Here is a 24,004-nt window from a genome sequence, read left to right on the forward strand (position 1 = left end):
TAATTACTCCACCCAAGATTTGTAATAACTGCCATCGTCAATCTTAAGTGCATTCTCGGTGACTTGTAGTGGTTTAAAAGTATCTATCATCACGGCAAGCTCTTCCGTGCCCTTTTTGCCAATACTAGCTTCATAGGTGCCAGGATGTGGTCCATGTGGAATTCCAGCTGGGTGCAAGGAAATATATCCTGGTCCAATCCCTGTTCTACTCATAAAATCCCCATCCACATAGTACAGCACTTCATCGGAGTCTATGTTGGAATGATTATAAGGTGCTGGAATGGCTTTTGGGTGATAGTCGTACAATCGCGGACAGAACGAGCAGATGACAAAGGCTCCTGTTTCAAAAGTTTGGTGCACAGGTGGCGGTTGGTGCACGCGCCCCGTAATAGGCTCAAAATTGTGAATGGAAAACCCATAGGGGAAATTATATCCATCCCAGCCCACTACATCAAAAGGGTGGGTGTTGTATACCAAACTGTGCAGCATGCCCTGTTTTTTTACCTTGATGACAAACTCACCTTTTTCATCATAGGTTTCCAGGTCCTGTGGTAGTTTATAATCCCGTTCGCAGAAAGGGGAATGCTCCAATAGTTGTCCAAACCAGTTACGATACCTTTTTGGGGTGTAAATAGGGTGGAAGGATTCGGCATATAAAATGCGGTTGTCTTCTGAATCAAATTCTATTTGATAGATCATCCCTCTGGGAATGATCAGGTAGTCCCCATATTCGAATGGAATATTGCCCAAAAACGTTCGCAAAGTTCCAGTGCCTTTGTGGATAAACAGCATTTCATCTGCATCCGAGTTTTTATAGAAATACTCGGTGAGGGATTTTTTTGGAGCTGCCAATCCAATATGAACGTCGCTGTTGACCAAAAGTGGTTCCCGAGCATCCAAAAAATCATCTTTTGGCTTTACATCGAACCCAATTAGTTTACGGGAAGCAATGTTGTGGCTCACGGCTATTTTTGGATTTACATCAATAGAATCACCAATGGCAGATACCTGTGTAGGCCTATGCTCATGATAGATTAAGGAAGACATCCCATCAAAACCAATGGTGCCAAACAATTGCTCATAATAAAGACTTCCGTCCGGCTTGGTGAATTGGGTATGCCTTTTCTGTGGAATTCTTCCAAGTTTGTGATAAATCGGCATGGATTTTAATTTTGAGTTGGGAGTAACGAGTTATGAGCTTAAGTAAACAACTATGTACCTTAACCCATAACTCAGCACTCTTAACCTAATTAATGCAAAGTACCTCTTACTTCTTGTTCGCGTTCAATGGCTTCGAACAGTGCCTTAAAGTTACCTTTTCCAAACGATTGTGCACCCTTTCTTTGGATGATTTCGAAGAACATGGTAGGTCTTGGCTCCACAGGACGGGTAAAAATCTGTAGCAAATACCCCTCATCATCGCGATCTACTAGGATGCCAAGTTCTTTTAGCGGAGCAATGTCCTCATCAATTTTTCCCACGCGATCGGTAACGGCATCGTAGTAAGTGTCAGGGACGCGAAGAAATTCGACCCCGCGGCTTCTCAATTGACGTACTGTGGTAATAATATCGTCTGTGGCCACCGCAATATGCTGCACGCCTTCGCCCTCATAAAAATCAAGGTATTCCTCAACTTGGGATTTCTTTTTACCCTCGGCAGGCTCGTTGATGGGGAACTTGATGCGTCCATTGCCGTTGCTCATTACCTTGCTCATCAAGGCAGTATATTCTGTGGAAATATCGTTGTCGTCAAAGGATAGAATATTCACAAAGCCCATTACTTTTTCATAGAACTCTACCCAATAGTCCATTTTGTTCCATCCTACATTGCCCACCATATGGTCAACAAATTTTAAGCCAGTGGGTTCTGGATTGTAGTCAGGGGTTTCCCATTTCTTGTATCCGGGCATAAAAGTGCCTTCGTAATCCTTCCGCTCCACAAAAATATGGACGGTCTCCCCGTAAGTGTAGATTCCGGAGCGTACGATCTTGCCCGTTTCATCTTCCATCACTTCTGGTTCCATATACGACTTGGCCCCTCTTTCCATGGCCGTGTTGTAGGCATAAGTGGCATCATCTACCCATAGGGCAACCACCTTGATGCCATCTCCGTGTTGATCAATATGTCTACCGATATCTGTTCCGCTTTTAAGGGGAGAGGTAAGCACCAAGCGAATCTTGTCTTGGATTACCACATAACTTTCGCGATCGGTAAGTCCCGTTTCCAAACCTGCATAGGCATATGACTGAAAACCAAAAGCGGTCTTGTAGAAATGGGCCGCTTGTTTGGAATTGCCCACATAAAGTTCAATGTAATCGGTGCCGTTGATAGGCATAAAATCCTGAGCAGAGTCATGAATTTTAGGGATTGCAGTAGTTTCCATAGGTGTTATATTTTGATGTGAGATAAAAATTGTTGTTAATGCAACAAAAATATGAAATTTGAATTGATCTTTTGGGATTGGAAGCATAATTTTTGTTAAAATTGACAAGGGTTTTACCTGATGGGTGAAAATGGATACATTAGTAAGGTGATTTTCAAAAAGGTGATGGACGAAAACATACGTAGTGAATGCTGAATCAAATTGATGAAATATCGGGTATTGGGCTTCATTTGGACTTGGTTCTGAGAAGGATTCAGGAGGCTTATCTCAAGAAGTTCGAGGAACTTGGAGTGGATTTGACCATTGAGCAGTGGGTAATCCTACACCGCATATCCGAATTGGGCAAGACGGCTTCCCAAAGGGATATTGTACGTTCCAACTTTCGAAATCGTGCTACAACCTCAAGAGTCATTGGAAAACTGGAGAAAAAAGGTTGGATAAGTAAAACCCGATTTGATGGGGATCAAAAACGCTTCAAATTGGAACTCACCAGAAAGGGAAAGAAGGTCATTAAATTGGTGTTGCCCCATGCAGTAAACCTTCGTAAACTGGCAATCAAGGATTTGGACAATGAGGACTTTGAAATTTTCCTAAAGGTTCTGGTGCAGATTGGTTACAATTACTACTCCAACGAGGTGTAGTTAAGGTGGCTTTGTTTCTTCAGCTGAATTCACTTAGGCATGGATAGTTTTCTGTCCTCGTTGATCTCGCCCTCAATATTATAGTAGGCCACTATCTCAGAGATAAGGTTGTTCCTGGTATAATGCCACTCCGTGACCTCTAACCTAAATGCTTCTTTTATGGCCGTGTATCGGATACATACTTTGTTTGAATTCGAAATCATGTCATGAATTTCAAACGTATGCCCCAAGAATTTGTCCTTGTTGGCCTTTACCAAATCCAGATATGCCGTTTTTCCCTCAATGATCCCATAGGGACTGGTGTGTTCAAAATCATCGGAAATAGGTAAATCCTCAAACTCACCTGTTTCCCAAAGTCGAAACCACTCTTTTGCCAATGCTTTGGATTCCATAATTGTATGGATTTATGAATTAAATACCTTGCTACACAGTTTGAGACAGGTTAGAGCTTATTTATCACCCAGTTCTGCGAACTTAAAGCGATCATTAACCGCTGGCTCATGTTCCTGTTCCATGATTCGTGCTATTTTTTCCACAACCTCTGGATATTGGTCCGCTAAATCGTTTGCTTCTTTCAAGTCGTGCTCCAAATCATAGAGCTCTATTTTAAGATTGCCTTCAAAAATGTTTTTCCGAACGGCTTTCCATTTGCCCATTCTAACAGCTTGCTGCCCTTTGTAGCTAGGAAATTCCCAATAAAGAAAATCATGTTCTTGCTGTTTGGAACCCAAGAGCGTTGGTTTAAAACTAACTCCATCCACATTTTGGGGAAGTGGAACATCCACTATGTCGCAAAGTGTGGGCAGTACATCATAGAAAACGGAAATATGATCGGACACACTCCCTGCCTTGATCTGCCCAGGCCAGCTGGCCACAAACGGAACACGGATACCCCCTTCATAGACGTGGCCTTTGGTTCTTCCCTCGCCATTGGTAAAAGGTTTTGAGCTTTCGAAATACTCAAAATCAGCACCTCCTGTATAGGTAGGGCCGTTGTCGCTGCAAAACATAATTAAAGTGTTTTCGTAGAGTCCTAATTCCTTCAGTTTGGCAACCAGTTCTCCCAACTGCTGGTCCAACATAGTAATCATGGCCGCATAGCTTGCCCGAGGATAGGGATTGGGGAAATAGCCTTTATTCCCAACATATGGCTCTTCATCGCCAATCTGCTCTCTGTACGGAGCAGCGTATTTTTTCGGAATCTGTAAAGGTAGATGGGGAAGGGGAGAAGCGTAATAAAGAAAGAAATTGTTGTCCTGGTTCTGCTCTATAAATGAAAGTGCCTTTTTGTGGATCAATTCAGGGGCATAATCTGTTTGATAATACATTTCATAATTGGATTCGTCCTTGGGGTCTGCAGAAGCATCCAGCTTGGCATGGGGAGCAATAAGTTCGTTGTTTAAATAAACTTTTGTCTCATTTTCCCATAAATGGCTGGGATAAAGGTTGTGTGCCTGTCTTTGGCAGTTGTATCCATAAAAGGAATCAAACCCCTGTTTGGTGGGAACCCCTTCAGTTTCAGGAGCTCCAAGCCCCCATTTGCCAAACACCCCGGTGACATAATCAGCCTCTTTTAGTTTTTTGGCCAAGGTAATCGTGTTTCCGGGAATGGGACGTTGTCCTTCCAGTTTGATATTGGTAAACGCTTTTTTGTAATCCCAAACCTCTCCTCGTTCCCGCCATTCATCATTTCCTCGGATGTATGCATGGCCCGCATGTTTGCCGGTCATCAAAATGTAACGGGCAGGAGCACATACGGGTGCTCCGGAATAGTGCTGCGTAAAAAGCATGCCCTCTTTGGCCAAGGCATCAATATGCGGGGTTTTGATTTTTTCCTGTCCATAAACGCCAACTTCACCATAGCCCAAGTCATCAGCCAGAAAATAGATAATGTTGGGTTTTTTAACGGACTGTTGGGCTTTAAGTTCTGGAACCAAGCAAAAGGTGACTAGAACGAATAATGCAATCTGTGGGATTCTTGACATGTTAAATATTGGATTAATGCGCCTCCAGCCAGTTGTCCCCAAGACCCATTTCTACGTCAAGCGGAACGGCCAGTTCATAGGCATTTTCCATTTCGGTTTTGATTAATTTTTTGACTTCTTCCAGCTCAGGGTTATAGGCATCAAAAACCAATTCATCGTGAACCTGTAATAACATCTTGGTTTTAAACCCACCTTCGGTGAGTTTTTTGTGGATGTTGATCATGGCAATTTTGATGATGTCGGCGGCGCTCCCTTGAATGGGTGCGTTCACTGCGTTTCGTTCCGCTGCCCCCCTTACTACTTGGTTCCCCGCGTTGATGTCCTTCAAATACCTTCGTCGCCCCAACACGGTTTGGACATAGCCGTTGTCGCGAGCAAAGTCCACCTGGTCTCCCATGTAATTCCGAAGTTTCGGATAGGTTTTGTAATAGGTCTCAATAAGCTCTTTGGCTTCGGTTCGGCTGAGATCTGTTTGATTGCTTAAGCCAAATGCCGAAACCCCATAAATGATTCCGAAGTTGACAGTTTTGGCATTGCCCCGCTGTTCCCGGGTTACCTCTTCAATAGGGACATTGAAAACTCTGGAAGCCGTGGAGGCATGGATATCTTCTCCATTCTTAAAAGCTTCTATCATGGTGTCCTCCTCACTCAAAGCCGCAATGATGCGGAGCTCTATCTGGGAGTAATCCGCAGCAAGAAGGGTGTAGTTTTCATCCCTTGGGATAAAGGCTTTTCTAACCTGTCTTCCCCGCTCTGTTCGGATAGGGATGTTCTGCAGATTGGGATTGTTACTGCTCAAACGGCCTGTAGCCGCGACGGTTTGCATATAATCGGTATGGACTCTACCGCTGTGTTGCTGAACTTCATTGGGCAAAGCATCCACATAAGTGCTTTTAAGTTTGGTTAGACCTCTAAAATCCAAAACGTTTTGGATGATTTCATGGTCTTTGGCCAAATAAGAAAGCACGTCTTCCGCTGTGGAATACTGACCCGTTTTGGTTTTCTTGGGCTTGTCCACCAATTTCATTTTTTCAAACAGGATTTCACCTAACTGTTTTGGAGATGCTATATTGAATTGTTCACCCGCTGCTTCATAGATTTTTTGTTCCAGGGATTTGATATCCTTGTCCAGTTCTCCGGATAGGTTGTTGAGAAAACCTTTGTCCAGATTGATGCCCTCGGTTTCCATATCAGCTAGAACCCTGAGCAGTGGAACTTCAATATTTTTGAAAAGCTCGTCGGTTTTTGCTTCTGCCAATTCGGGTCTGAAATGTTCCGCCAGTTGAAGGGTGATATCTGCATCTTCGGAGGCATACTCCGTTTGCTTATCCAAAGGCACCTGACGCATACTCAATTGGTTTTTTCCTTTTTTGCCAATAAGTTCTGTAATGGAAACTGGGGTATAGTTGAGGTAGGTCTCGGCCAAAACATCCATATTGTGACGCATATCTGGATTGATGAGGTAATGGGCCAGCATGGTATCAAAGAGTTTTCCTTTGACCTCAATCCCATAATTTTTCATCACTTTGATGTCGTATTTTAGGTTTTGCCCTACCTTTTCTATGGCCTCGGATTCGAAAAATGGCCGTAGAGTTTCCAAAATTTCCATGGCTTTTTCCCGCTCCTCAGGAATTGGTACATAAAAGCCTTTCTTGGCCTCCCAGCTAAACGCGATTCCCACAAGTTCTGCCTCCAATGGATTGAGGGAGGTGGTTTCCGTATCAAAACAAACCGAAGTCTGTTGCATTAGCTTCTCCATAAATATCTGAAGGCCAAGACCGGGAACGATGCTTTGGTACAAATGAGAAACATCTGATACTGTATTTCTACTGTTGGCATCCTTGATGGTGGCCGGAGCCGCACTGGGATCGGCACCAAACAAACTAAATTGGCCACTTCCTGCAGCTTGCGGTTTGGGAGTGGCGGGCTTTCCTTGGGTAGGCGCTGCTGAAGCCGGGGCCTCAGCTTCACCAGAAAATATCTTAATGAATTGCTCTTTTAGTCTTCGGAACTCTAGCTCATCAAAAATCTGTTGCACTTTGTTTCCGTCGGGTTCAGACATTTCGTAATCGTCTGCATTGAAGGTGACATCACAATCCGTTTTAATCTCGGCCAGCTTTCGCGACAATCGGCCCAATTCGGCATTAGCTTCCACTTTCTCCTTCATTTTTCCTTTGAGCTGGTCTGTATTGGCCAAAAGTCCTTCCAAAGAATCATATTCGGCCAGGAATTTCTTCGCAGTTTTATCGCCAACTCCAGGTAGGCCTGGAATATTGTCACTGGCATCACCCATCATTCCCAAATAATCGATTACCTGTTCAGGACGTTGCACTCCAAAGCGTTTTTGCACCTCTGGAATGCCCCAAATTTCAATTCCGTTACCCATTCGGGCTGGGCGATACATGAAGATGTTCTCAGAGACCAATTGTCCGAAATCCTTATCTGGGGTAACCATAAAAACTTTGTAGTCCTCTTTTTCGGCCTGTTTTGCCAAGGTGCCGATTATATCATCTGCCTCATAGCCTTCCAAGACCACCACGGGAATGTTCATGGCTCTTAAAATATCCTGGATGTAGGGAACCGCTATACGTATCGCGTCGGGTGTCTCATCACGATTGGCTTTATAATCTTCAAAGAGCTCGGTGCGTTCCACACTGCCCCCTTTATCAAAGCAAACGGCCAAATGGTCCGGCTTTTCTCGTTTGATCACATCAAAAAGGGAATTCACAAACCCCATAATGGCTGAAGTATCCATGCCTTTGGAGTTTATCCTAGGGTTTTTTAGCAAGGCATAATATCCCCTGAAAATAAGGGCGTAGGCATCCAGAAGGAAGAGTCTTTTCTGATCGGACATAGTGTTGGGTTAGCTATATGAAATTAAAAATGCGAAGCTTGTATTCACCATTGTAATCGCACAGTTTTTAAAGGTAGAAAAAGAAGTTGGAATCAAGAAACAAGAGCCAAGAAGTCTTGCATCCAGAAGCGAAGCGGTCCAACATCTCCTGACTAACCTTGATAAAAGCTCTCGACCTGCTTATTTTCATGTCCTTTGTCGGAAAATTCCCGATAGGTGAATCCAGGATGTACGCAGTAACCCCCTGTTTCCCCCTTTTTGTTCACTGCGATAAAGCCAATCTGGAAATCCTTTCGACCTTCGTTTTTTTTCATAATGCGTTTAACCCCTTCCTCACAAGCTTCTTGTGGCGATTTTCCTTGACGCATGAATTCCACAATCAGAAAACTGCCCACGGTCCGTACTACTTCCTCTCCAACTCCGGTTGCTGTGGCTCCTCCAACTTCATTGTCCACAAATAATCCGGCCCCAATAATAGGCGAGTCCCCTACACGGCCAGCCATTTTGTAGCCCATTCCACTTGTGGTGCAGGCTCCGGCAATATCCCCATTTTCATCAATGGCCAACATCCCAATGGTATCGTGATTTTCAATATTGATAATGGTCTCGTACTTGGAAGTTTTTTTCCATTCCTCCCATTCTTTTTTGGATTGCTCGGTGAGCAGGTTGCTTTTTTCAAACCCCTGTTCATACGCAAAAAGTTCGGCACCCAATCCAGCCAACATTACATGGGGTGTTTCCTCCATGACCTTTCTGGCTACAGAAATAGGGTGGGCTATGTTTTCCATGCATAAGACTGCACCGCAATTGGCGTCTTTGTCCATAATGCAAGCATCCAAAGTAACCCGGCCTTCACGATCAGGTCTTCCCCCTACGCCCACGGTTTGATTACTGGTATCAGCTTCTTCCACTTTGACTCCCGCTTCCACGGCATCAAGGGAGCTGCCCGAATTGCTCAATACTTCCCAAGCCTTTGCAGAGGCATTTTGAAAGTTCCAAGTGCAAATAACTATGGGTTTTATGGCTTGGGTTTCGGATAAAACGGGTGCCTTTACGGTTTCGGTTTTACAAGAAGCCAAAACAGGGGCGGACAATAATCCCGCCGTGGTCAAGCTGGATTTTTTTAGAAACTTTCTTCTTTGCATGGATAGTAAAGGTTTGGATGGTTTGTTCCTGATGCTTTTCCCGTTCCGAATTTTGCATCATCGGAAGTCACTATTTTTGTTGTTATTTTGAGTTCATAAATATAGGAATATGCTGGTAGAAGTTTGCGCCAATTCACTGGAATCTGCACTGAATGCCCAAGAAGCTGGGGCAGATAGAATTGAACTTTGTTCCGAGTTGGGGGTAGGGGGAATCACCCCTTCCGCCGGACTGATTGCATTGGTGAAAAAAGCCTTGAAAATCCCGGTGCACGTGCTTATTAGACCCCGTGGAGGTCATTTTACGTATACCGATGGGGAATTCAAGACCATGATCCAGGATATAGAAATATGCAAGGACTATGGTGTAGAAGGTATTGTTTCAGGGGTTTTGCATCCAGATTTTGAACTGGATGTTGATCGTACCCAAGAACTGATCAATATCTCAAGGCCCATGCGATTCACATTTCACCGCGCCTTTGATTGGGTGCCTGACCCCCAAAAATCCTTCGAGCAATTGGGGGCTATGGGAGTGGATTATTTATTGACTTCAGGTCAAGAAAACTCCTCCGAAGCAGGGTTGGGACTTTTAAAAGAGCTGAATTCCATTTCCAAGGAGGTAAACGTTATGGCAGGAGGCGGGATTAAATTGGAGAATGCGGAGCAGTTTAAGTCAGCAGGTTTAACAGCCATTCATTTGTCCGGAACCTCTTTTGGAAACACCATTGCGATGGAAAGCAAAATTTCGATGAATTCCAATACCCATCTTAGAGAAAATCAAGTGGCCGTAACAAATTTGGAAACCGTTCGTCAGATTGTACGGCGCGTTAAATAAACGCAAAAAGCCAATTGTTCGTTAAGGAAAGAAATATCTTTATAAAAAAGTTTGCATGCCAAGGTTTCTAATCATTTTATCCATTGTCTATATAGTACTGGCCATTTATGGTTTTCAAGGCTTTAAGACCCTTTTTAAGAGTACCTGGATTCAAATTCTCTATGGTGTACTTTTTTTAGCGGCCTTGCTCAATTTTATCATAAGGGTGCTCAATTACACCCCTGGGGATGGGGTTCGCGGTCAGATAGCAACCGCAGGTGGAATTTTCTTTTCGTTTCTGATGCTGGGTCTTGTTTTGGGAATCATTCTCTTATTGGAGGATGTGGTGCGACTTTTTGTCTTTGGATATAACAAAATTGCGGGATTGACAGAACCACAGGCCAAGTTTTTTCCATCCCGAAGAAAGTTTATAAGTGCGATTGGCTTGGGTATTGCAGCCTTGCCATTTGGTGCTTTGCTATATGGAATGTATAGGGGCAAATACAATTATAAGGTGCTCACTTATGTAATGGAATTTGATGATCTTCCTGACGCCTTTGATGGCTATCAGATAACGCAAATCTCCGATGTGCATAGCGGGAGTTTTGATAACCGAAACAAGGTGGCCTATGGTATTGACCTCATCAATAAGCAACAAAGTGACGTGATTCTCTTTACAGGGGACATGGTCAACGATAAGGCGGTAGAGATGGAACCTTGGGCAGACCTTTTTTCTACATTGGAGGCAAAAGACGGCAAGTATTCCATTTTGGGGAACCATGATTATGGAGATTACACGGAATGGCCTTCGGATGAGGCAAAGGCCCAAAATCTTCAGGATTTAAAAGACCTTCAAAAAGAGATGGGCTTTGACCTGCTTTTGGATACGCATCGCTATTTGGAAAAGGATGGCCAACGCATTGCTCTTCTTGGTGTTGAGAACTGGGGTAGGGGCGGATTTAAAAAAGCAGGTGATTTGGAAAAAGCCAAGGCCGGTGTGTCCAAGGATGACTTTAAAATTTTGATGAGCCATGACCCCTCGCATTGGGAAGATGTGGTGATTCATGACGATTATCATTTTCATTTGACCCTTAGTGGACATACGCACGGAATGCAGTTTGGGGTTGAGATACCAGGATGGGTAAAATGGAGTCCCGTAAAATGGCGATACAAGTATTGGGCTGGGGTATACGAAGAACTCAATCAATTTATAAACGTGAACCGAGGGTTTGGATTTATTGGTTATCCTGGGCGTGTGGGTATCTGGCCGGAGATTACTGTGATTACCTTAAAAAAGAAAGGTTTAACGTGAAATTAACGTTGTCTTTTCTCGGTTATATAAGGGCTTCGTCAAGATTTTAACAAATTTTCTTACTTTTGGTTGGTAAACCCAGATAATACATGTCAAAATTCGGCGAACTTATCGATTTAAAAGTACCAGTGTTATTGGACTTTTATGCGGAATGGAACGAACAATCCACTTCTATGCACCCGGTGCTGCGGGATGTTGCTGCGGCTTTGGGTGATAAGGGCAAAGTGATTAAGATTGATGTTGATAAAAACAAGGAGCTATCGCAGGCGCTTCGAATCAAAGGTTTACCTACCCTTATGATCTACAAAAAGGGTGAAATGGTATGGCGACAAAGTGGAGAGCAAGATGCCAATACACTGATTGGGATCTTAAATGAATATATTTAAAGCGCAAGGTTTAACCTCGCTTTTTTATTCCAAGCTTTCCGAAGAGTCCTGAACTGATTCAATCGTATCCAATGGAATGGAATCCCTCATATCTGGATCAGGTGTGGGTTCTTCAAACATTTCCTCATCGTCCCCTACAAACTGAGAAAACTTATCAATGTATTCATTGAATATTACGGTCTCTGATTCGGCCTTCTCGCGATCTTGGTTTTCAATCAGGATATCGATGTTTCTTCGGTAAGCCTGCATGTCGGCTAAAATATCATCAATCCTGTCGTACTGCTCATCCAACGGTACCGCAGAATAGTATTCCAAGCGCTCTTGATACACCTTTTTAAGTTTTTCAAAAAGAGCGTGGGCCTTCTCGGTTTCGCCTACTTTATAATATCCATCCACATAAGGTTCCACAAAGGCGTAAAACCCAAACTCTTCAACCGGCATATTGGTTATAGCGATATCAATGATGTCCTTTGCCTTATCCACTTTTCCCTCTTCCAATAATTTCTCCATTAAACGCGCCAGATTGCTTCTAAAGGACAGTCCTTGGGAACGGGTTTGAGGGTCATGATAGATTTCCGTATCCCCGGAATTTCCCCAATCCCATTTTTTGACAATGTCGTACATAAGATCGGAGTCAATTCTACCCATTTCAAAAGAGCTTTCATTTTTTGTCTTGATGGGTACCAATTTATAAATCAAACCATCCAACTGAAGATAATCTTTCATCCAGATGTATTCCGCTCTATCAAAACTTCCCCCTGAAAAGTAAATGGGTCGTTTCCAATCATTGTTGGCAATCAAATCCAACATTAGAATGCGGTTTTTGGGTAAAGCCCCTTGAGGCAGATCAATATCAATATAATCCAATATCTGGTCGGCATCCTCTGGCTTAACCAATCCGCTCTCCAATACATTTTGCTTATTGACGGGAATACGGATTTTATTGGTGGGATAGTAAATAACGTTTAGCGTACCCTCTGGAATTTCGCTGATATCCACACCCTGTTTTTCCAATAAATAGCGGTATTTGTTCTGTGGCTTGTCGCTGTCAATCCAGTTCACAAAATCCTTGATATCCCATCTGCTATCGGTAATGGCTTGATAATAGACAGCATCCCTTGAACCATATCGGTATTTATCATGGGTAAGCTGCGAAGGAATGGGCTCACTTTCATAAGCCTTTCGTTTCATTTGATCTATATACCAATCTGTTGCGAACAAACTGGTGTTTACAATACGTACATCAGTTCTATGGCCTTCAATTTCTTGTGCATACCACAACGGGAAGGTATCATTGTCCCCAATGGTAAAGAGAATGGCGCCTGAATCTTCTTGGCAAGAATCCAAATAAGCTTTGGCCGTGGAATTGGCTGTATAGCGGTTTGATCGGTCGTGATCATCCCAATTTTGAAATGCCATCAAGAGTGGAACAGAAAGCAAACATATCGTGGTTAGCGCTGGCGCAGCAATTTTAGCGGAAATGAGCTTTCTGAATTCATCAAACAGGCCATAGACGCCCATACCTACCCACATGCTAAAGACATAGAACGATCCCACCAAGGAATAATCCCGTTCCCTAGGCTGAAAAATGTATGGATTGGTATAGAATTGAATGGCTATTCCAGTAAACATGAAAAAGACAAACAGCACCCAAAACTGTTTCGGGTTTTTGGAAATCTGGAAGACCAGTCCAATAATCCCTAAAAGCAAGGGCAGGAAGAAATAGGTGTTTCGGGCTTTGTTGTTTTTCCAGTCACTAGGTAAATTATCCTGACTTCCCAATCTTAGGCTGTCTATAAAACCTATTCCACTCAACCAATTCCCATTTTCGTCATATCGCCCTTGGACATCGTTTTGTCGACCTGCAAAATTCCACATAAAATAGCGCATGTACATGTATCCAAACTGGAATTCAATCATGTATTGAATATTTTGCCCTAAAGTGGGAGGTTCCACCTCAATGTACTCGCCAAACTCACGAAGGAACCTGACATATTGCTCGGCATCCAGTTCCCCTCGGTCATAGGCCGCTTTAAATTGCGAAACGGCCTCCCTCAGGTCATTTCGGGAAATGTATTCTGATTTAATCCTAAAGTCAAGCACTCCAAAATAGCGCATGTAATTTTCAGCATGCTGGTCGCTCCAAAGTCTGGGCAAAAGACCCACATGCTTTTCATTGGGCCCTTGCATGGCCCCTTTATAATTGTTGACAATCACATATTTGCCCAAGGTTTCATCCTTTTCATATTTTGGGCGGTCGTCCTTGTCTTCCCCAGCAGGTGCAAAGGTGTCTGAATAGTAGGCTCCGTAAAATGGACTTTCAACCCCGGGATACTGTTCCCGGTTGTAATAGGCCAACAGCGAACGGGCATCAGAAGGGTCATTTTCGTTGACCACAGTCTTGGCATTGGCCCGAATAGGCAACATTAACCAAGATGAAAACCCTAGAATCAGGAACATCAAACAGAGCACAATGAGGTTTCCTGTGCGAAAATCATTTTTCCGTGTATAGCGAAGCGCAAAATAAAAAGCAGCCACAAAAAGCAGTCCCATGATGATGGTTCCAGAGTTGAATGGCAACCCAATGCTATTAATGAAAAACACTTCACTCCATCCAAAGAGTTTTAGCACGTATGTAAGGGAAAATTTGTAGACCAACATCAATACGGCAATCACCGATATATTGGCCAACAGAAAATTCTTGATGTTGGTTTCTTTATACCTCTTGAAATAGAACAATAAACCTATGGATGGAATGGCCAAAAAGCCCATGAATTGGATTCCGAAGGTAAGACCGATCACAAAGCAAATGAGCAATAACCAACGATGGCCTCTAGGTTCGTCAAGGTTGTCCACCCACTTAAGTCCCAGCCACAACAAAAGGGCCATGATCAGACTGGCCATGGCATATACTTCGGTCTCCACGGCGTTAAACCAAAAACTATCCGAAAAAGTAAAGGTCAAGGCACCAACAAGCCCACTTCCAAAAACAGCAATGGCCTTACTGTTGCTAAGGGCCTTCTTCTTTACAATCAGTTTGCGGGTTAGGTTGGTGATGGTCCAAAACGTGAACAGGACTGCAAACGCACTGGACACCACGGATACGGCATTCACCATAAGGGCAATCTTGGAAGGGTCGCCAAAGGCAAACATGGCAAAAAAGGCACCTATCATTTGCAATAGAGGTGCACCAGGCGGATGCCCTACTTGAAGTTTGGCAGAGGTGGTAATGTATTCACCGGCATCCCAAAAACTCCCGGTAGGTTCAATGGTAAGGGCGTAAACAATAAAAGCTATGGAGAAGGAAATCCACCCTAGGATGGTATCCCATTTTCTGAAGTTTGCTGCAAACATAAAGATGGTCTTAACCAGTTGGGGCGAATTTAGTAAATATAGTAGAGACGTCTGGCGAATTTTGGAAAAGCTTTAACATGGATGGCTCTGGAAAAATCCTTCGGATTCTTTTGAAATTATTTGTGCAAACAAAAGTTTGTTATAAATTTGCACGCTCAAATACTGGAACATGTATTTGATAATTTGCATTTCGATGCAAGTTTGGTAGTGGCCCATGGTGTAATTGGCAACACAGCTGGTTTTGGTCCAGTCGTTCTAGGTTCGAGTCCTAGTGGGCCAACAGAATAGTAAACAAACCCGATGTCTTCAGGATGTCGGGTTTTCTATTTTATGCAGAGGCGGGACGAGAAGCCTGCCTGTCGGCAGACAGGTTTATCCTGAGCGCAGACGAAGGGAGTCCTAGTGGGCCAAGGGAAAATTAAATAAAATCCCGATTTCTAAGGAAATTGGGATTTTTTGTTTGACCTATTTTGGGTACATTCATCCCTTAAACCAACCTAGGGAAATGAAGAATCAACCAAACCTCCTTTTGTGCCTTTTTTTACTGATAATACTTTTCAGTTGCAATGAAAAAACCGAACCGAAAAAACCAGAGCAAAAACCGAACATTATTTTCGTTTTGGCCGATGATTTAGGCTACGGGGATATTACTGCTTTCAATGAAAACAGTAAAATCAAAACCCCACATTTGGACATGCTGGCCCAAGAAGGAATGCGATTCACGGATGCGCATACCTCCTCTGCCGTTTGTACTCCTACCCGATATGGGATTCTTACGGGGAGATACAATTGGCGAAGCGAACTAAAACAAGGCGTACTTATTGGAGCCTCCAAGGCATTGATTCCAAATACAAGGACAACCGTGGCCTCTGTCTTAAAGCAAAGTGGCTACAACACCGCCTTTATTGGTAAATGGCATTTGGGATGGGATTGGGCTTTAAAGGATCCAAATCAGGAACCTACCACAGGTTGGCAAGACACCACCTTTGTCAATATTGATTACACCAAGCCTGTTACAAACACCCCCAATGATCTTGGATTTGACTATGCATATGGACATAGCGGCTCCTTGGATATGGCACCTTATGTTTATGTAGAAAATGGAATGGCCACCCAAGTACCGGATTCCACCACGGTAAACACTGGGAAATACTCTTGGTGGCGAAAAGGGCCCACTTCCAAAGATTTTATCCATGATGATGTGACCCCGAACTTTTTTCGAAGAGGTATTAAATATGTAAAAGAACAAGCCAATAAGGAAAAACCCTTCTTCCTGTATTTGGCACTGCCCTCACCGCATACACCTATCCTTCCCACGGAAGAATGGCAGGGGAAAAGTGAGCTTAATCCGTATGGGGATTTTATGATGATGGTAGATGATTATATGGGACAACTGAATGCGGCAATCAAGGAAACAGGTGTGGAAGAAAACACCTTAATTGTGTTTACAAGCGATAATGGGTGTTCGCCAGCGGCCAAAATTGATGAGATGACGGAAAAGGGACATTATCCAAGTTATGTATACCGAGGCCATAAAGCCGACATTTTTGAGGGTGGACATAGGGTGCCCTATATCGTAAAATGGCCCGCCAAAGTGCAAAAGGGTTCTATAATGGATCAGACCATTTGTACTACTGACTTTATGGCTACTTCGGCCGCCATAGCAGGATATCAATTAAAGGATAACGAAGGAGAGGACAGCTATAACATACTACCCCTTTTAACCCAAGAAGCAATTGAAGGGGATTTTAGGGAGGCCACGGTGCATCATTCCATTAATGGAAGCTTTGCCATCCGAAAAGGAAATTGGAAATTGATCATGTGTCCAGGTTCTGGGGGATGGAGTTTTCCAACACCTAACAACAAAGAAGCTTTGGAGGACTTACCCAGGATTCAGCTTTACGATCTTAATAATGACCCAGCAGAAGCTGCTAATCTACAAGCTTCAAATCCTGAAAAGGTGGAGGAGCTAAAAACCTTGTTGACCAAATACATTCAGGAGGGTAGGAGTACTCCCGGTTTGGCACAGCAAAATGATGGGGAGGACAAGAATTGGGAACAATTATGGTGGATGGATGAGGCCAACTAATGGAATTGCCCAGTAGGCTGTTGCCCGCAATTTTGCAGACTCTTAAATTATTGTATCTTTGCACCACTGAACGGATATAATTGTATTCATGAGGGGACTTCGAGTCCCCTCTTTTATTACTTGATTTTATGTTGAGGGAAAAAGTGGAACAGCTACTGGGCAAGGCTTTGGAAGAACGACCTTCCTTGTTTTTGATAGATTTCACGATAGGAAGTGACAATACAATCCGTGTGGTACTGGATGGTGATCAGGGTGTCAATCTTCAGGATTGTATGGACGTTAGCAGGGCCATAGAGCACAACCTGGATCGGGAAGAAGAGGATTTTTCTTTGGAGGTAACCTCCGCAGGAGCCACTTCCCCACTTCAATTACCGCGTCAGTTCAGAAAAAATGTGGGAAGAAAATTAAAGGTCAGGACCAGCGACAACGAATGGGAAGGTACGCTAACCCAGGCCAATGATGATCATATTACCCTGGAGTGGAAGGCGAGAGAGCCCAAACCTGTGGGTAAGGGAAAAGTTACGGTTCAGAAGAAAGAGGTGATTGCCTTTTCTGATATCCATCAAGCAAAAGTTATTTTAAAATTTTAATCGTAATTCAAAAATGGAAAACCTAGCGCTCATCGAATCCTTTTCGGAATTTAAGGACGATAAGTTTATAGATAGGGTAACCCTTATGGCAATTTTGGAAGATGTTTTCCGAAATGCCCTGAAGAAGAAATTTGGTTCTGACGAGAACTTCGATATCATTATCAACCCTGATAAAGGGGATTTGGAGATTTGGAGAAACCGTATAGTTGTAGAAGACGGAGAGGTGGAAGAACCCAATGAGGAAATATCGCTTTCCGAAGCGAGAAAAATTGAGCCCGATTTTGAGGTAGGTGAAGATGTTTCCGAAGAAGTGAAGCTAATGGATTTGGGAAGAAGAGCCATCTTGGCCTTGCGCCAAAACCTGATTTCCAAGATTCACGAGCACGATAATACCACCATCTACAAGCAGTTTAAAGACTTGGAAGGTGAAATTTACACAGCAGAGGTGCACCACATTCGCCATAAGGCCATCATCTTATTGGATGATGAGGGTAATGAGATCATCTTACCCAAGGAAAAGCAAATTCCTTCGGATTTCTTCCGAAAAGGAGATAACGTAAGAGGAGTGATTGAAAGTGTGGAGCTCAAAGGGAACAAGCCCGCCATTATCATGTCCAGAACTTCGCCTATATTCTTGGAGCAATTGTTCTTCCAAGAGATACCAGAGGTGTTTGACGGCTTGATCACCATTAAAAAAGCGGTGCGTATTCCTGGAGAAAAAGCTAAGGTTGCGGTGGACTCCTATGATGATAGAATAGACCCTGTTGGAGCTTGTGTGGGGATGAAAGGTTCAAGAATCCATGGAATTGTTCGGGAATTGGGCAATGAAAATATTGACGTGATCAACTGGACCAACAATTCCCAATTGATGGTAACAAGGGCCTTGAGTCCGGCTAGGGTTTCTTCCGTTAAGTTGAATGATGAGAAGAAAACGGCCCAGGTTTATTTGAAGCCAGAGGAAGTTTCCAAGGCAATTGGTAGAGGAGGGCACAATATTCGTTTGGCTGGTCAATTGACTGGTTATGAGATTGATGTATTCCGTGAAGGTGTCGAGGAAGATGTAGAGTTGACCGAATTCTCAGATGAAATTGAAGGTTGGGTGATTGAAGAGTTCAAGAAAATTGGATTGGACACAGCCCGAAGCGTTTTGGAACAAGACGTAGCCGATTTGATCAAACGTACAGATTTGGAAGAGGAAACGGTTGTTGAAGTGGTACGAATTCTTAAGGAGGAATTTGAAGATTAAACTATATATTAGCAGCAAATTTAAGGGCTAGGAAAAACAATTTATGGCAGGAAACCCAACAATAAGGCTTAATAAAGTTCTCAGGGAGTTGAACATTTCACTGGATAGGGCCGTGGAATATCTTGCGTCCGCAGGACACGAGGTTGAAGCACGTCCTACTACCAAGATTACAGATGAGGTGTATCAAGTGCTGTTGGATGAATTCCAAACGGATAAGAGCAAAAAAGTTGCTTCCAAAGAAGTAGGCGAGGAGAAAAGGAAGGAGAAGGAAGCGCTCAGGATCCAAATGGAGCAGGAGCAGGAAGAAAGAAGGCTTGCCAGGGAACGAAGAAATGCCGATCAGGTCATTAAGGCCAAAGCGGAACTTTCGGGACCTAAAACTGTTGGGAAGATTGATCTGGACAATAAGCCGGAGGCACCCAAGGAAGAGGAGAAGCCAGTTGTTGAAGAACAGCCCAAGGTTGAGGTGGAGAAAAAACCTGCTGAGCCCAAGGTTGAGGAAGCCGACAAACCGGTAGAGGCCAAAAAAGAGGAGGCCGAACAGCCCAAGGAGCCAGAGGCCATTCAAACACAATACAAAAAGCTATCCGGTCCCAAAATCACTGGGGATAAAATTGACTTGTCCCAATTCAATAAGCCTAAGAAGAAGAAAGAGGAGGCCAAGGCCAAAACAGGAGATGCTTCCGATTCAAGCGCAGACAGAAAGAAAAGGCGTAAGCGAATAATAAGCAAGAACAACCCGCAATCTGGAAACGGTCGTCCAAACCAAAGAGGAAACAACAGTCCAGGTAGAAGAGGGCAACGTTCGTCGGTTCCTAAAGTTGAGCCAACGGAAGAAGAAGTACAAAAACAGGTACGGGAAACCCTTGAAAAACTTCAAGGCAAATCGAGCAAAGGAAAAGGAGCCAAGTATAGAAGGGAGAAAAGAGATCAGCATCGTCAGCAGACAGAGAAAGATCTGGAACAACAAGAACTGGAAAGCAAGATTCTTAAAGTAACAGAATTTGTTACCGTGAATGAAGTTGCTACCATGATGAATGTGTCCACTACCCAAATTATATCTGCCTGTATGTCCTTGGGAATCATGGTAACCATGAACCAGCGTTTGGATGCGGAAACGCTTTCCATTGTTGCTGAGGAATTTGGCTTTGAGGTGGAGTTTGTCACAGCAGAAATTGAAGAAGCCATTGAAGAGGAGGTGGACGCTCCTGAAGACTTGCATCCAAGAGCACCGATCGTTACCGTAATGGGTCATGTGGACCACGGTAAAACCTCTTTGCTGGATTACATCAGGGAAGAAAATGTAATTGCAGGTGAAAGTGGTGGGATTACCCAGCACATTGGTGCTTATGGTGTAACCTTGGAAGGAGGGCAAAAGATAACCTTCTTGGATACTCCAGGTCACGAAGCCTTTACGGCCATGCGTGCCAGGGGAGCCCAGGTAACGGATATTGCTATTATCGTAGTTGCTGCGGATGACGATATTATGCCGCAAACCAAGGAGGCGATAAGTCATGCCCAAGCGGCCAATGTTCCTATTGTTTTCGCCATAAACAAGATTGATAGGCCTACGGCCAATCCAGATAAAATTAAGGAAGGACTTGCAGCCATGAACCTTTTGGTGGAAGATTGGGGAGGTAAAATCCAATCCCATGATATTTCGGCCAAAACAGGTCAAGGGGTAAATGAGTTGTTGGAGAAGGTGTTGTTGGAAGCGGAACTGCTTGAACTGAAGGCCAACCCTGAAAAATTGGCTTCTGGAACTGTGGTTGAAGCATTCTTGGATAAAGGTCGAGGCTATGTGTCCACGATTTTGGTGCAGTCAGGAACCTTGGAGATTGGAGATTACGTTTTGGCAGGAACCTGTAGTGGTAAAGTAAAGGCCATGCAGGATGAGCGAGGGAAGAATATCAAAAAAGCTGGGCCGGCAACGCCTATTTCCATTTTGGGATTGGATGGAGCGCCCCAGGCAGGAGATAAATTCAATGTATTGCAGGATGAACGTGAGGCGAAGCAAATCGCGACCAAGCGTTCCCAATTGCAACGCGAGCAATCCGTTAGGACGCAGCGACATATTACTTTGGATGAGATTGGAAGACGAATCGCTCTGGGCGATTTCCAAGAATTGAACATTATCCTGAAAGGGGATGTGGACGGTTCGGTGGAAGCCTTGACAGACTCCTTCCAGAAACTATCCACGGATGAGATTCAGGTGAATATTATCCATAAGGGTGTAGGAGCCATTACAGAATCCGATGTGTTGTTGGCCAGTGCTTCGGATGCCATTATTATCGGGTTTAACGTTAGACCGATGGGTAATGCCCGTGCGGTTGCAGATAAGGAGGAAATCGATATCAGAATGTACTCTATTATCTACGACGCCATCAATGATTTGAAGGATGCTATGGAAGGTATGTTGTCTCCGGAAATGAAGGAGGAGATTACCGGAAATGCAGAAATCAGGGAGACCTTCAAGATTTCGAAGATTGGAACCATTGCTGGTTGTATGGTGACCACAGGTAAGGTCTTTAGAAATTCCCAAATTCGTTTGATCAGGGATGGGGTGGTCATCTTTACAGGTGAGCTGGCATCGTTAAAACGATTCAAGGATGATGTTAAGGAAGTGTCCAAAGGATACGATTGTGGTCTTCAGATCAAAAACTACAATGATATTAAGGAAGGGGACATAGTGGAAGCCTTCCAAGAGGTGGCAGTGAAGAAGAAACTGTAATTTCGAAAATAATCACACTCCCGCTTCGGCGGGGTTTTTTTTGTTTTAATGCTTGGTGCTTGGTGCTTGGTGCTTGGTGCTTGGTGCTTGGTGCTTGGTGCTTGGTGCTTGGTGTGTTGAAGGAATTAAAAATTGAAAATGAAAAATTGATTATGGTAAGTTGGGATTTGGAATTTGGAGCTTGGTACTGGTAATTTAGAACTTGGAATCTTTAAGTCTTGAGTCTTTAGTCTTGGTTCCTGAGTTTTGAACTTGAACTAACCTAATCTGCCCAGCGAGTTGGAATTTGGCGCTTGTAATTTGGAATTTTTATAGCCTTTAGTCCAAGTCTTTAGTCTTTAGTCTTGGTTCCTGAGTTTTGAACTTGAGTTTTGAACTTGAGTTTTGAACTTGAACTTGAATTTTAGCTTGAACTTAACTATCCTGACCGGTGAGTTGGAATTTGGCGCTTGTGATTTGGAATTTTTATAGCCTTTAGTCCAAGTCTTGAGTCTTGAACTTGAACTTGAGTTTTGAACTTGAACTTACCTAGAATTGCTCTCCGGTTTAAGCAGCATCGCATCCGGGTACTTTTTCCGAACTTCCAGATATTTGCGCTCGGCTTCCAGTTTGGTTTTAAACTTTCCCAGTCGTACACGATAAGTTGGGCTTTCAAACTCAATTTTGGAGTACCACCCCGGAAAATCAATATCTATTTTTGACTTGAGGTTTTGTGCCTTTTGATAGCTTCCAAAACCCACTTGGATTTGATAATAATCGGCTTTGGAATTTACTTGGGCGTAAAGTTTCATCAATTCGTCAATCCTTGGATCCTGATCAATCACAACTTGTCCTTCTTGGGCAGATAGGTTGTAAGTCAAACCAATCAAAATCAGTGCTAAAGCATAAGTTTTCATGTTATTTTCAAGCTTATCGGATTCGTCCTTGTACAAATGTAATTTTTTAGGGATTATTCCATCTACTTTCAACTTATTTAGAATAGTTATAAATTAGAAATTATAGATCCCTTAACATTTTGAAAAATGACCTTATTCCGTACTTTTGTCTGCGATTTTAGGCCACCCAAATGCTATTGTTCTCAGTATCAATTGGAATAATCGTGCCAAAGATTTCGATAGAAATTCTGTTAGTATGAAAAAGGTTTTATACCGCCATCTATTTTCAAAAGTTTTAGGTTTCTCTCTCCTACTTTTTTCCGTTTCAATTTATGCGCAAGAGGAAGCTTCCGCTGATGCCGCAGCTGGAGGTGATCCTGTGAAGGGAAAGCAGCTGTTCAATCAGAATTGTGCAGCATGTCATGCCTTGGATCGTAAAATGACAGGGCCTGCCTTGGCCAATGTGGAAAGTAGGCTGTCCGAAGATGAAGGTTTGGATAAGGAGTGGCTTTACACGTGGATCAAGAACAGTCCGGGAATGATCAAAGCCGGAGATGCATACGCCAATAAGATTTATGCAGAGTACAATCAGGCGGCGATGACCGCTTTCCCTACCCTGTCCAATCAAGATATTGATGATATTTTGGCCTATACCGCAGCTCCCCCACCTGCTCCTGCTGCACCAGCGACTGCTGCCGCGGCTACGGGAACCGGGGAATCTGAAGGTGGTATTTCCAATGAAATGATTCTTGGGGCGTTGGCTCTAGTCTTTGGTCTATTGGTGGTTATGTTGATTTTGGTAAACAATACCTTGAGAAGAATCGCAGCGGCCAATGGGGTTGATTTGGAAAAAGACAAAGCTGAAAAGGGACTTCCTATCTGGAAAGCTTTCGTGAAAAACCAGTTCTTGGTTTTGGTCAGTGCTATTTTCTTGTTGTTGGCCAGTGGTTATTTCGCTTACGGATGGATGATGCAGGTTGGTGTTGATCAAGGATATGCACCTGTTCAGCCTATACACTATTCCCATAAAATTCACGCAGGAGACAATAAAATTGAATGTAAGTATTGTCACTCATCAGCTAGGGTTTCCAAGACTTCGGGAATTCCTTCCTTAAATGTATGTATGAACTGTCACAAATCCATTTATGAGTACAAAGGCAATCCAGAAGGGCCTAGTGCAGAGGATTTGGCAAACGGTTATACCAATGAGTTCTACACCGGCGAAATCAAGAAATTATACAAGGCCGTAGGATGGGATGAGGAAGAGCAAAGATATACTGGGGAAAGTCAGCCAGTGGAATGGGTTAGAATTCATAACCTTCCTGACTTTGCCTATTTCAACCACTCCCAGCACGTTTCCGTTGCGGGTATTGAGTGTCAAACCTGCCACGGTCCGGTAGAGGAAATGGAAATAATGGAGCAGTATGCGCCATTGACTATGGGTTGGTGTGTCAACTGTCACAGGGAAACCAACGTGAAAATGGAAGGCAACGAGTACTATGCTGCCATCCATGCCGAGCTTTCCAAAAAGTATGGCGTTGAGGAATTGACCGCTGCAATGATGGGTGGTTTGGAATGTGGTAAGTGTCACTATTAAGAAT

Annotated in this window: 17 protein-coding genes and 1 tRNA gene; 10 read left to right on the plus strand and 8 right to left on the minus strand. The window is 43.5% G+C overall.

The annotated features are described in order from the left end of the window. Nucleotides 1-3: 3 nt before the first annotated feature. Both ACOOE0_RS08930 and hppD read right to left on the minus strand, forming a co-directional pair. Entirely contained in the window at nt 4-1,161 is a 1,158-nt protein-coding gene (locus tag ACOOE0_RS08930) for a homogentisate 1,2-dioxygenase (protein ID WP_420402122.1), read from the minus strand. An 89-nt stretch (nt 1,162-1,250) separates the two neighbouring features. Beyond that, the gene (hppD, locus tag ACOOE0_RS08935) at nt 1,251-2,384 is read right to left on the minus strand and encodes a 4-hydroxyphenylpyruvate dioxygenase (protein ID WP_420402123.1); all 1,134 of its coding nucleotides are present in this window, start codon (nt 2,382-2,384) and stop codon (nt 1,251-1,253) included. Nucleotides 2,385-2,572: 188 nt separating this feature from the next. Between hppD and ACOOE0_RS08940 the strand changes: the two genes are divergently transcribed. Then, entirely contained in the window at nt 2,573-3,025 is a 453-nt protein-coding gene (locus ACOOE0_RS08940; protein ID WP_420402124.1) for a MarR family winged helix-turn-helix transcriptional regulator, read from the plus strand. Between the two features lie 29 nt (nt 3,026-3,054). Here ACOOE0_RS08940 and ACOOE0_RS08945 read toward each other — a convergent pair whose 3' ends face one another. The 4 genes from ACOOE0_RS08945 to ACOOE0_RS08960 form a co-directional block, all read right to left on the minus strand. Next, nucleotides 3,055-3,417 carry a nuclear transport factor 2 family protein gene (locus ACOOE0_RS08945; RefSeq protein ID WP_420402125.1) on the minus strand — a complete coding sequence of 121 codons (363 nt, stop codon included), beginning with the start codon at nt 3,415-3,417 and terminating at the stop codon, nt 3,055-3,057. A 57-nt stretch (nt 3,418-3,474) separates the two neighbouring features. Continuing rightward, entirely contained in the window at nt 3,475-5,010 is a 1,536-nt protein-coding gene (locus ACOOE0_RS08950; RefSeq protein ID WP_420402126.1) for an arylsulfatase, read from the minus strand. Between the two features lie 13 nt (nt 5,011-5,023). Continuing rightward, on the minus strand, nt 5,024-7,864 hold the full coding sequence (gene polA / locus ACOOE0_RS08955; RefSeq protein ID WP_420402127.1) for a DNA polymerase I: 2,841 nt from the start codon (nt 7,862-7,864) through the stop codon (nt 5,024-5,026). A 152-nt stretch (nt 7,865-8,016) separates the two neighbouring features. Further along, on the minus strand, nt 8,017-9,009 hold the full coding sequence (locus ACOOE0_RS08960) for an isoaspartyl peptidase/L-asparaginase family protein (protein WP_420402128.1): 993 nt from the start codon (nt 9,007-9,009) through the stop codon (nt 8,017-8,019). Between the two features lie 109 nt (nt 9,010-9,118). Between ACOOE0_RS08960 and ACOOE0_RS08965 the strand changes: the two genes are divergently transcribed. From ACOOE0_RS08965 to ACOOE0_RS08975, 3 genes are all read left to right on the plus strand, one after another. Continuing rightward, nucleotides 9,119-9,841, plus strand: coding sequence for a copper homeostasis protein CutC (locus tag ACOOE0_RS08965; RefSeq protein WP_420402129.1), 723 nt, complete (start codon nt 9,119-9,121; stop codon nt 9,839-9,841). Between the two features lie 55 nt (nt 9,842-9,896). Further along, the gene (locus tag ACOOE0_RS08970; RefSeq protein WP_420402130.1) at nt 9,897-11,132 is read left to right on the plus strand and encodes a metallophosphoesterase; all 1,236 of its coding nucleotides are present in this window, start codon (nt 9,897-9,899) and stop codon (nt 11,130-11,132) included. An 89-nt stretch (nt 11,133-11,221) separates the two neighbouring features. Then, a complete protein-coding gene (locus ACOOE0_RS08975) occupies nt 11,222-11,518 on the plus strand; it encodes a thioredoxin family protein (protein ID WP_036382448.1) in 297 nt (98 codons plus the stop codon). A gap of 24 nt (nt 11,519-11,542) precedes the next feature. Here ACOOE0_RS08975 and ACOOE0_RS08980 read toward each other — a convergent pair whose 3' ends face one another. Further along, a complete protein-coding gene (locus tag ACOOE0_RS08980) occupies nt 11,543-14,872 on the minus strand; it encodes a DUF2723 domain-containing protein (RefSeq protein ID WP_420402131.1) in 3,330 nt (1,109 codons plus the stop codon). 208 nt (nt 14,873-15,080) lie between these two features. On the opposite strand from ACOOE0_RS08980, the gene ACOOE0_RS08985 reads away from it, so the two are divergent. From ACOOE0_RS08985 to infB, 5 genes are all read left to right on the plus strand, one after another. Continuing rightward, nucleotides 15,081-15,152 (plus strand) — tRNA-Gln (locus ACOOE0_RS08985). 225 nt (nt 15,153-15,377) lie between these two features. After that, nucleotides 15,378-16,961 (plus strand): sulfatase family protein, encoded by a 1,584-nt coding sequence (locus tag ACOOE0_RS08990; RefSeq protein ID WP_420402132.1) that lies wholly within the window; start codon nt 15,378-15,380, stop codon nt 16,959-16,961. A 128-nt stretch (nt 16,962-17,089) separates the two neighbouring features. Further along, nucleotides 17,090-17,551 (plus strand): ribosome assembly cofactor RimP, encoded by a 462-nt coding sequence (gene rimP / locus ACOOE0_RS08995; protein ID WP_420402133.1) that lies wholly within the window; start codon nt 17,090-17,092, stop codon nt 17,549-17,551. Between the two features lie 13 nt (nt 17,552-17,564). Next, nucleotides 17,565-18,797, plus strand: coding sequence for a transcription termination factor NusA (gene nusA, locus ACOOE0_RS09000; protein ID WP_420402134.1), 1,233 nt, complete (start codon nt 17,565-17,567; stop codon nt 18,795-18,797). 43 nt (nt 18,798-18,840) lie between these two features. Next, the gene (gene infB / locus ACOOE0_RS09005; RefSeq protein ID WP_420402135.1) at nt 18,841-21,528 is read left to right on the plus strand and encodes a translation initiation factor IF-2; all 2,688 of its coding nucleotides are present in this window, start codon (nt 18,841-18,843) and stop codon (nt 21,526-21,528) included. Between the two features lie 524 nt (nt 21,529-22,052). Here the strand turns inward: infB and ACOOE0_RS09010 are convergent. Further along, nucleotides 22,053-22,424, minus strand: a complete 372-nt coding sequence (locus ACOOE0_RS09010; RefSeq protein ID WP_420402136.1) for an SPOR domain-containing protein — start codon at nt 22,422-22,424, stop codon at nt 22,053-22,055. Nucleotides 22,425-22,659: 235 nt separating this feature from the next. Between ACOOE0_RS09010 and ACOOE0_RS09015 the strand changes: the two genes are divergently transcribed. Continuing rightward, nucleotides 22,660-24,000, plus strand: a complete 1,341-nt coding sequence (locus ACOOE0_RS09015; protein WP_420402137.1) for a cytochrome c3 family protein — start codon at nt 22,660-22,662, stop codon at nt 23,998-24,000. Nucleotides 24,001-24,004: the final 4 nt, after the last annotated feature.

Source organism: Flagellimonas sp. (assembly GCF_965215805.1).
Taxonomy (GTDB): Bacteria; Bacteroidota; Bacteroidia; order Flavobacteriales; family Flavobacteriaceae; genus Flagellimonas.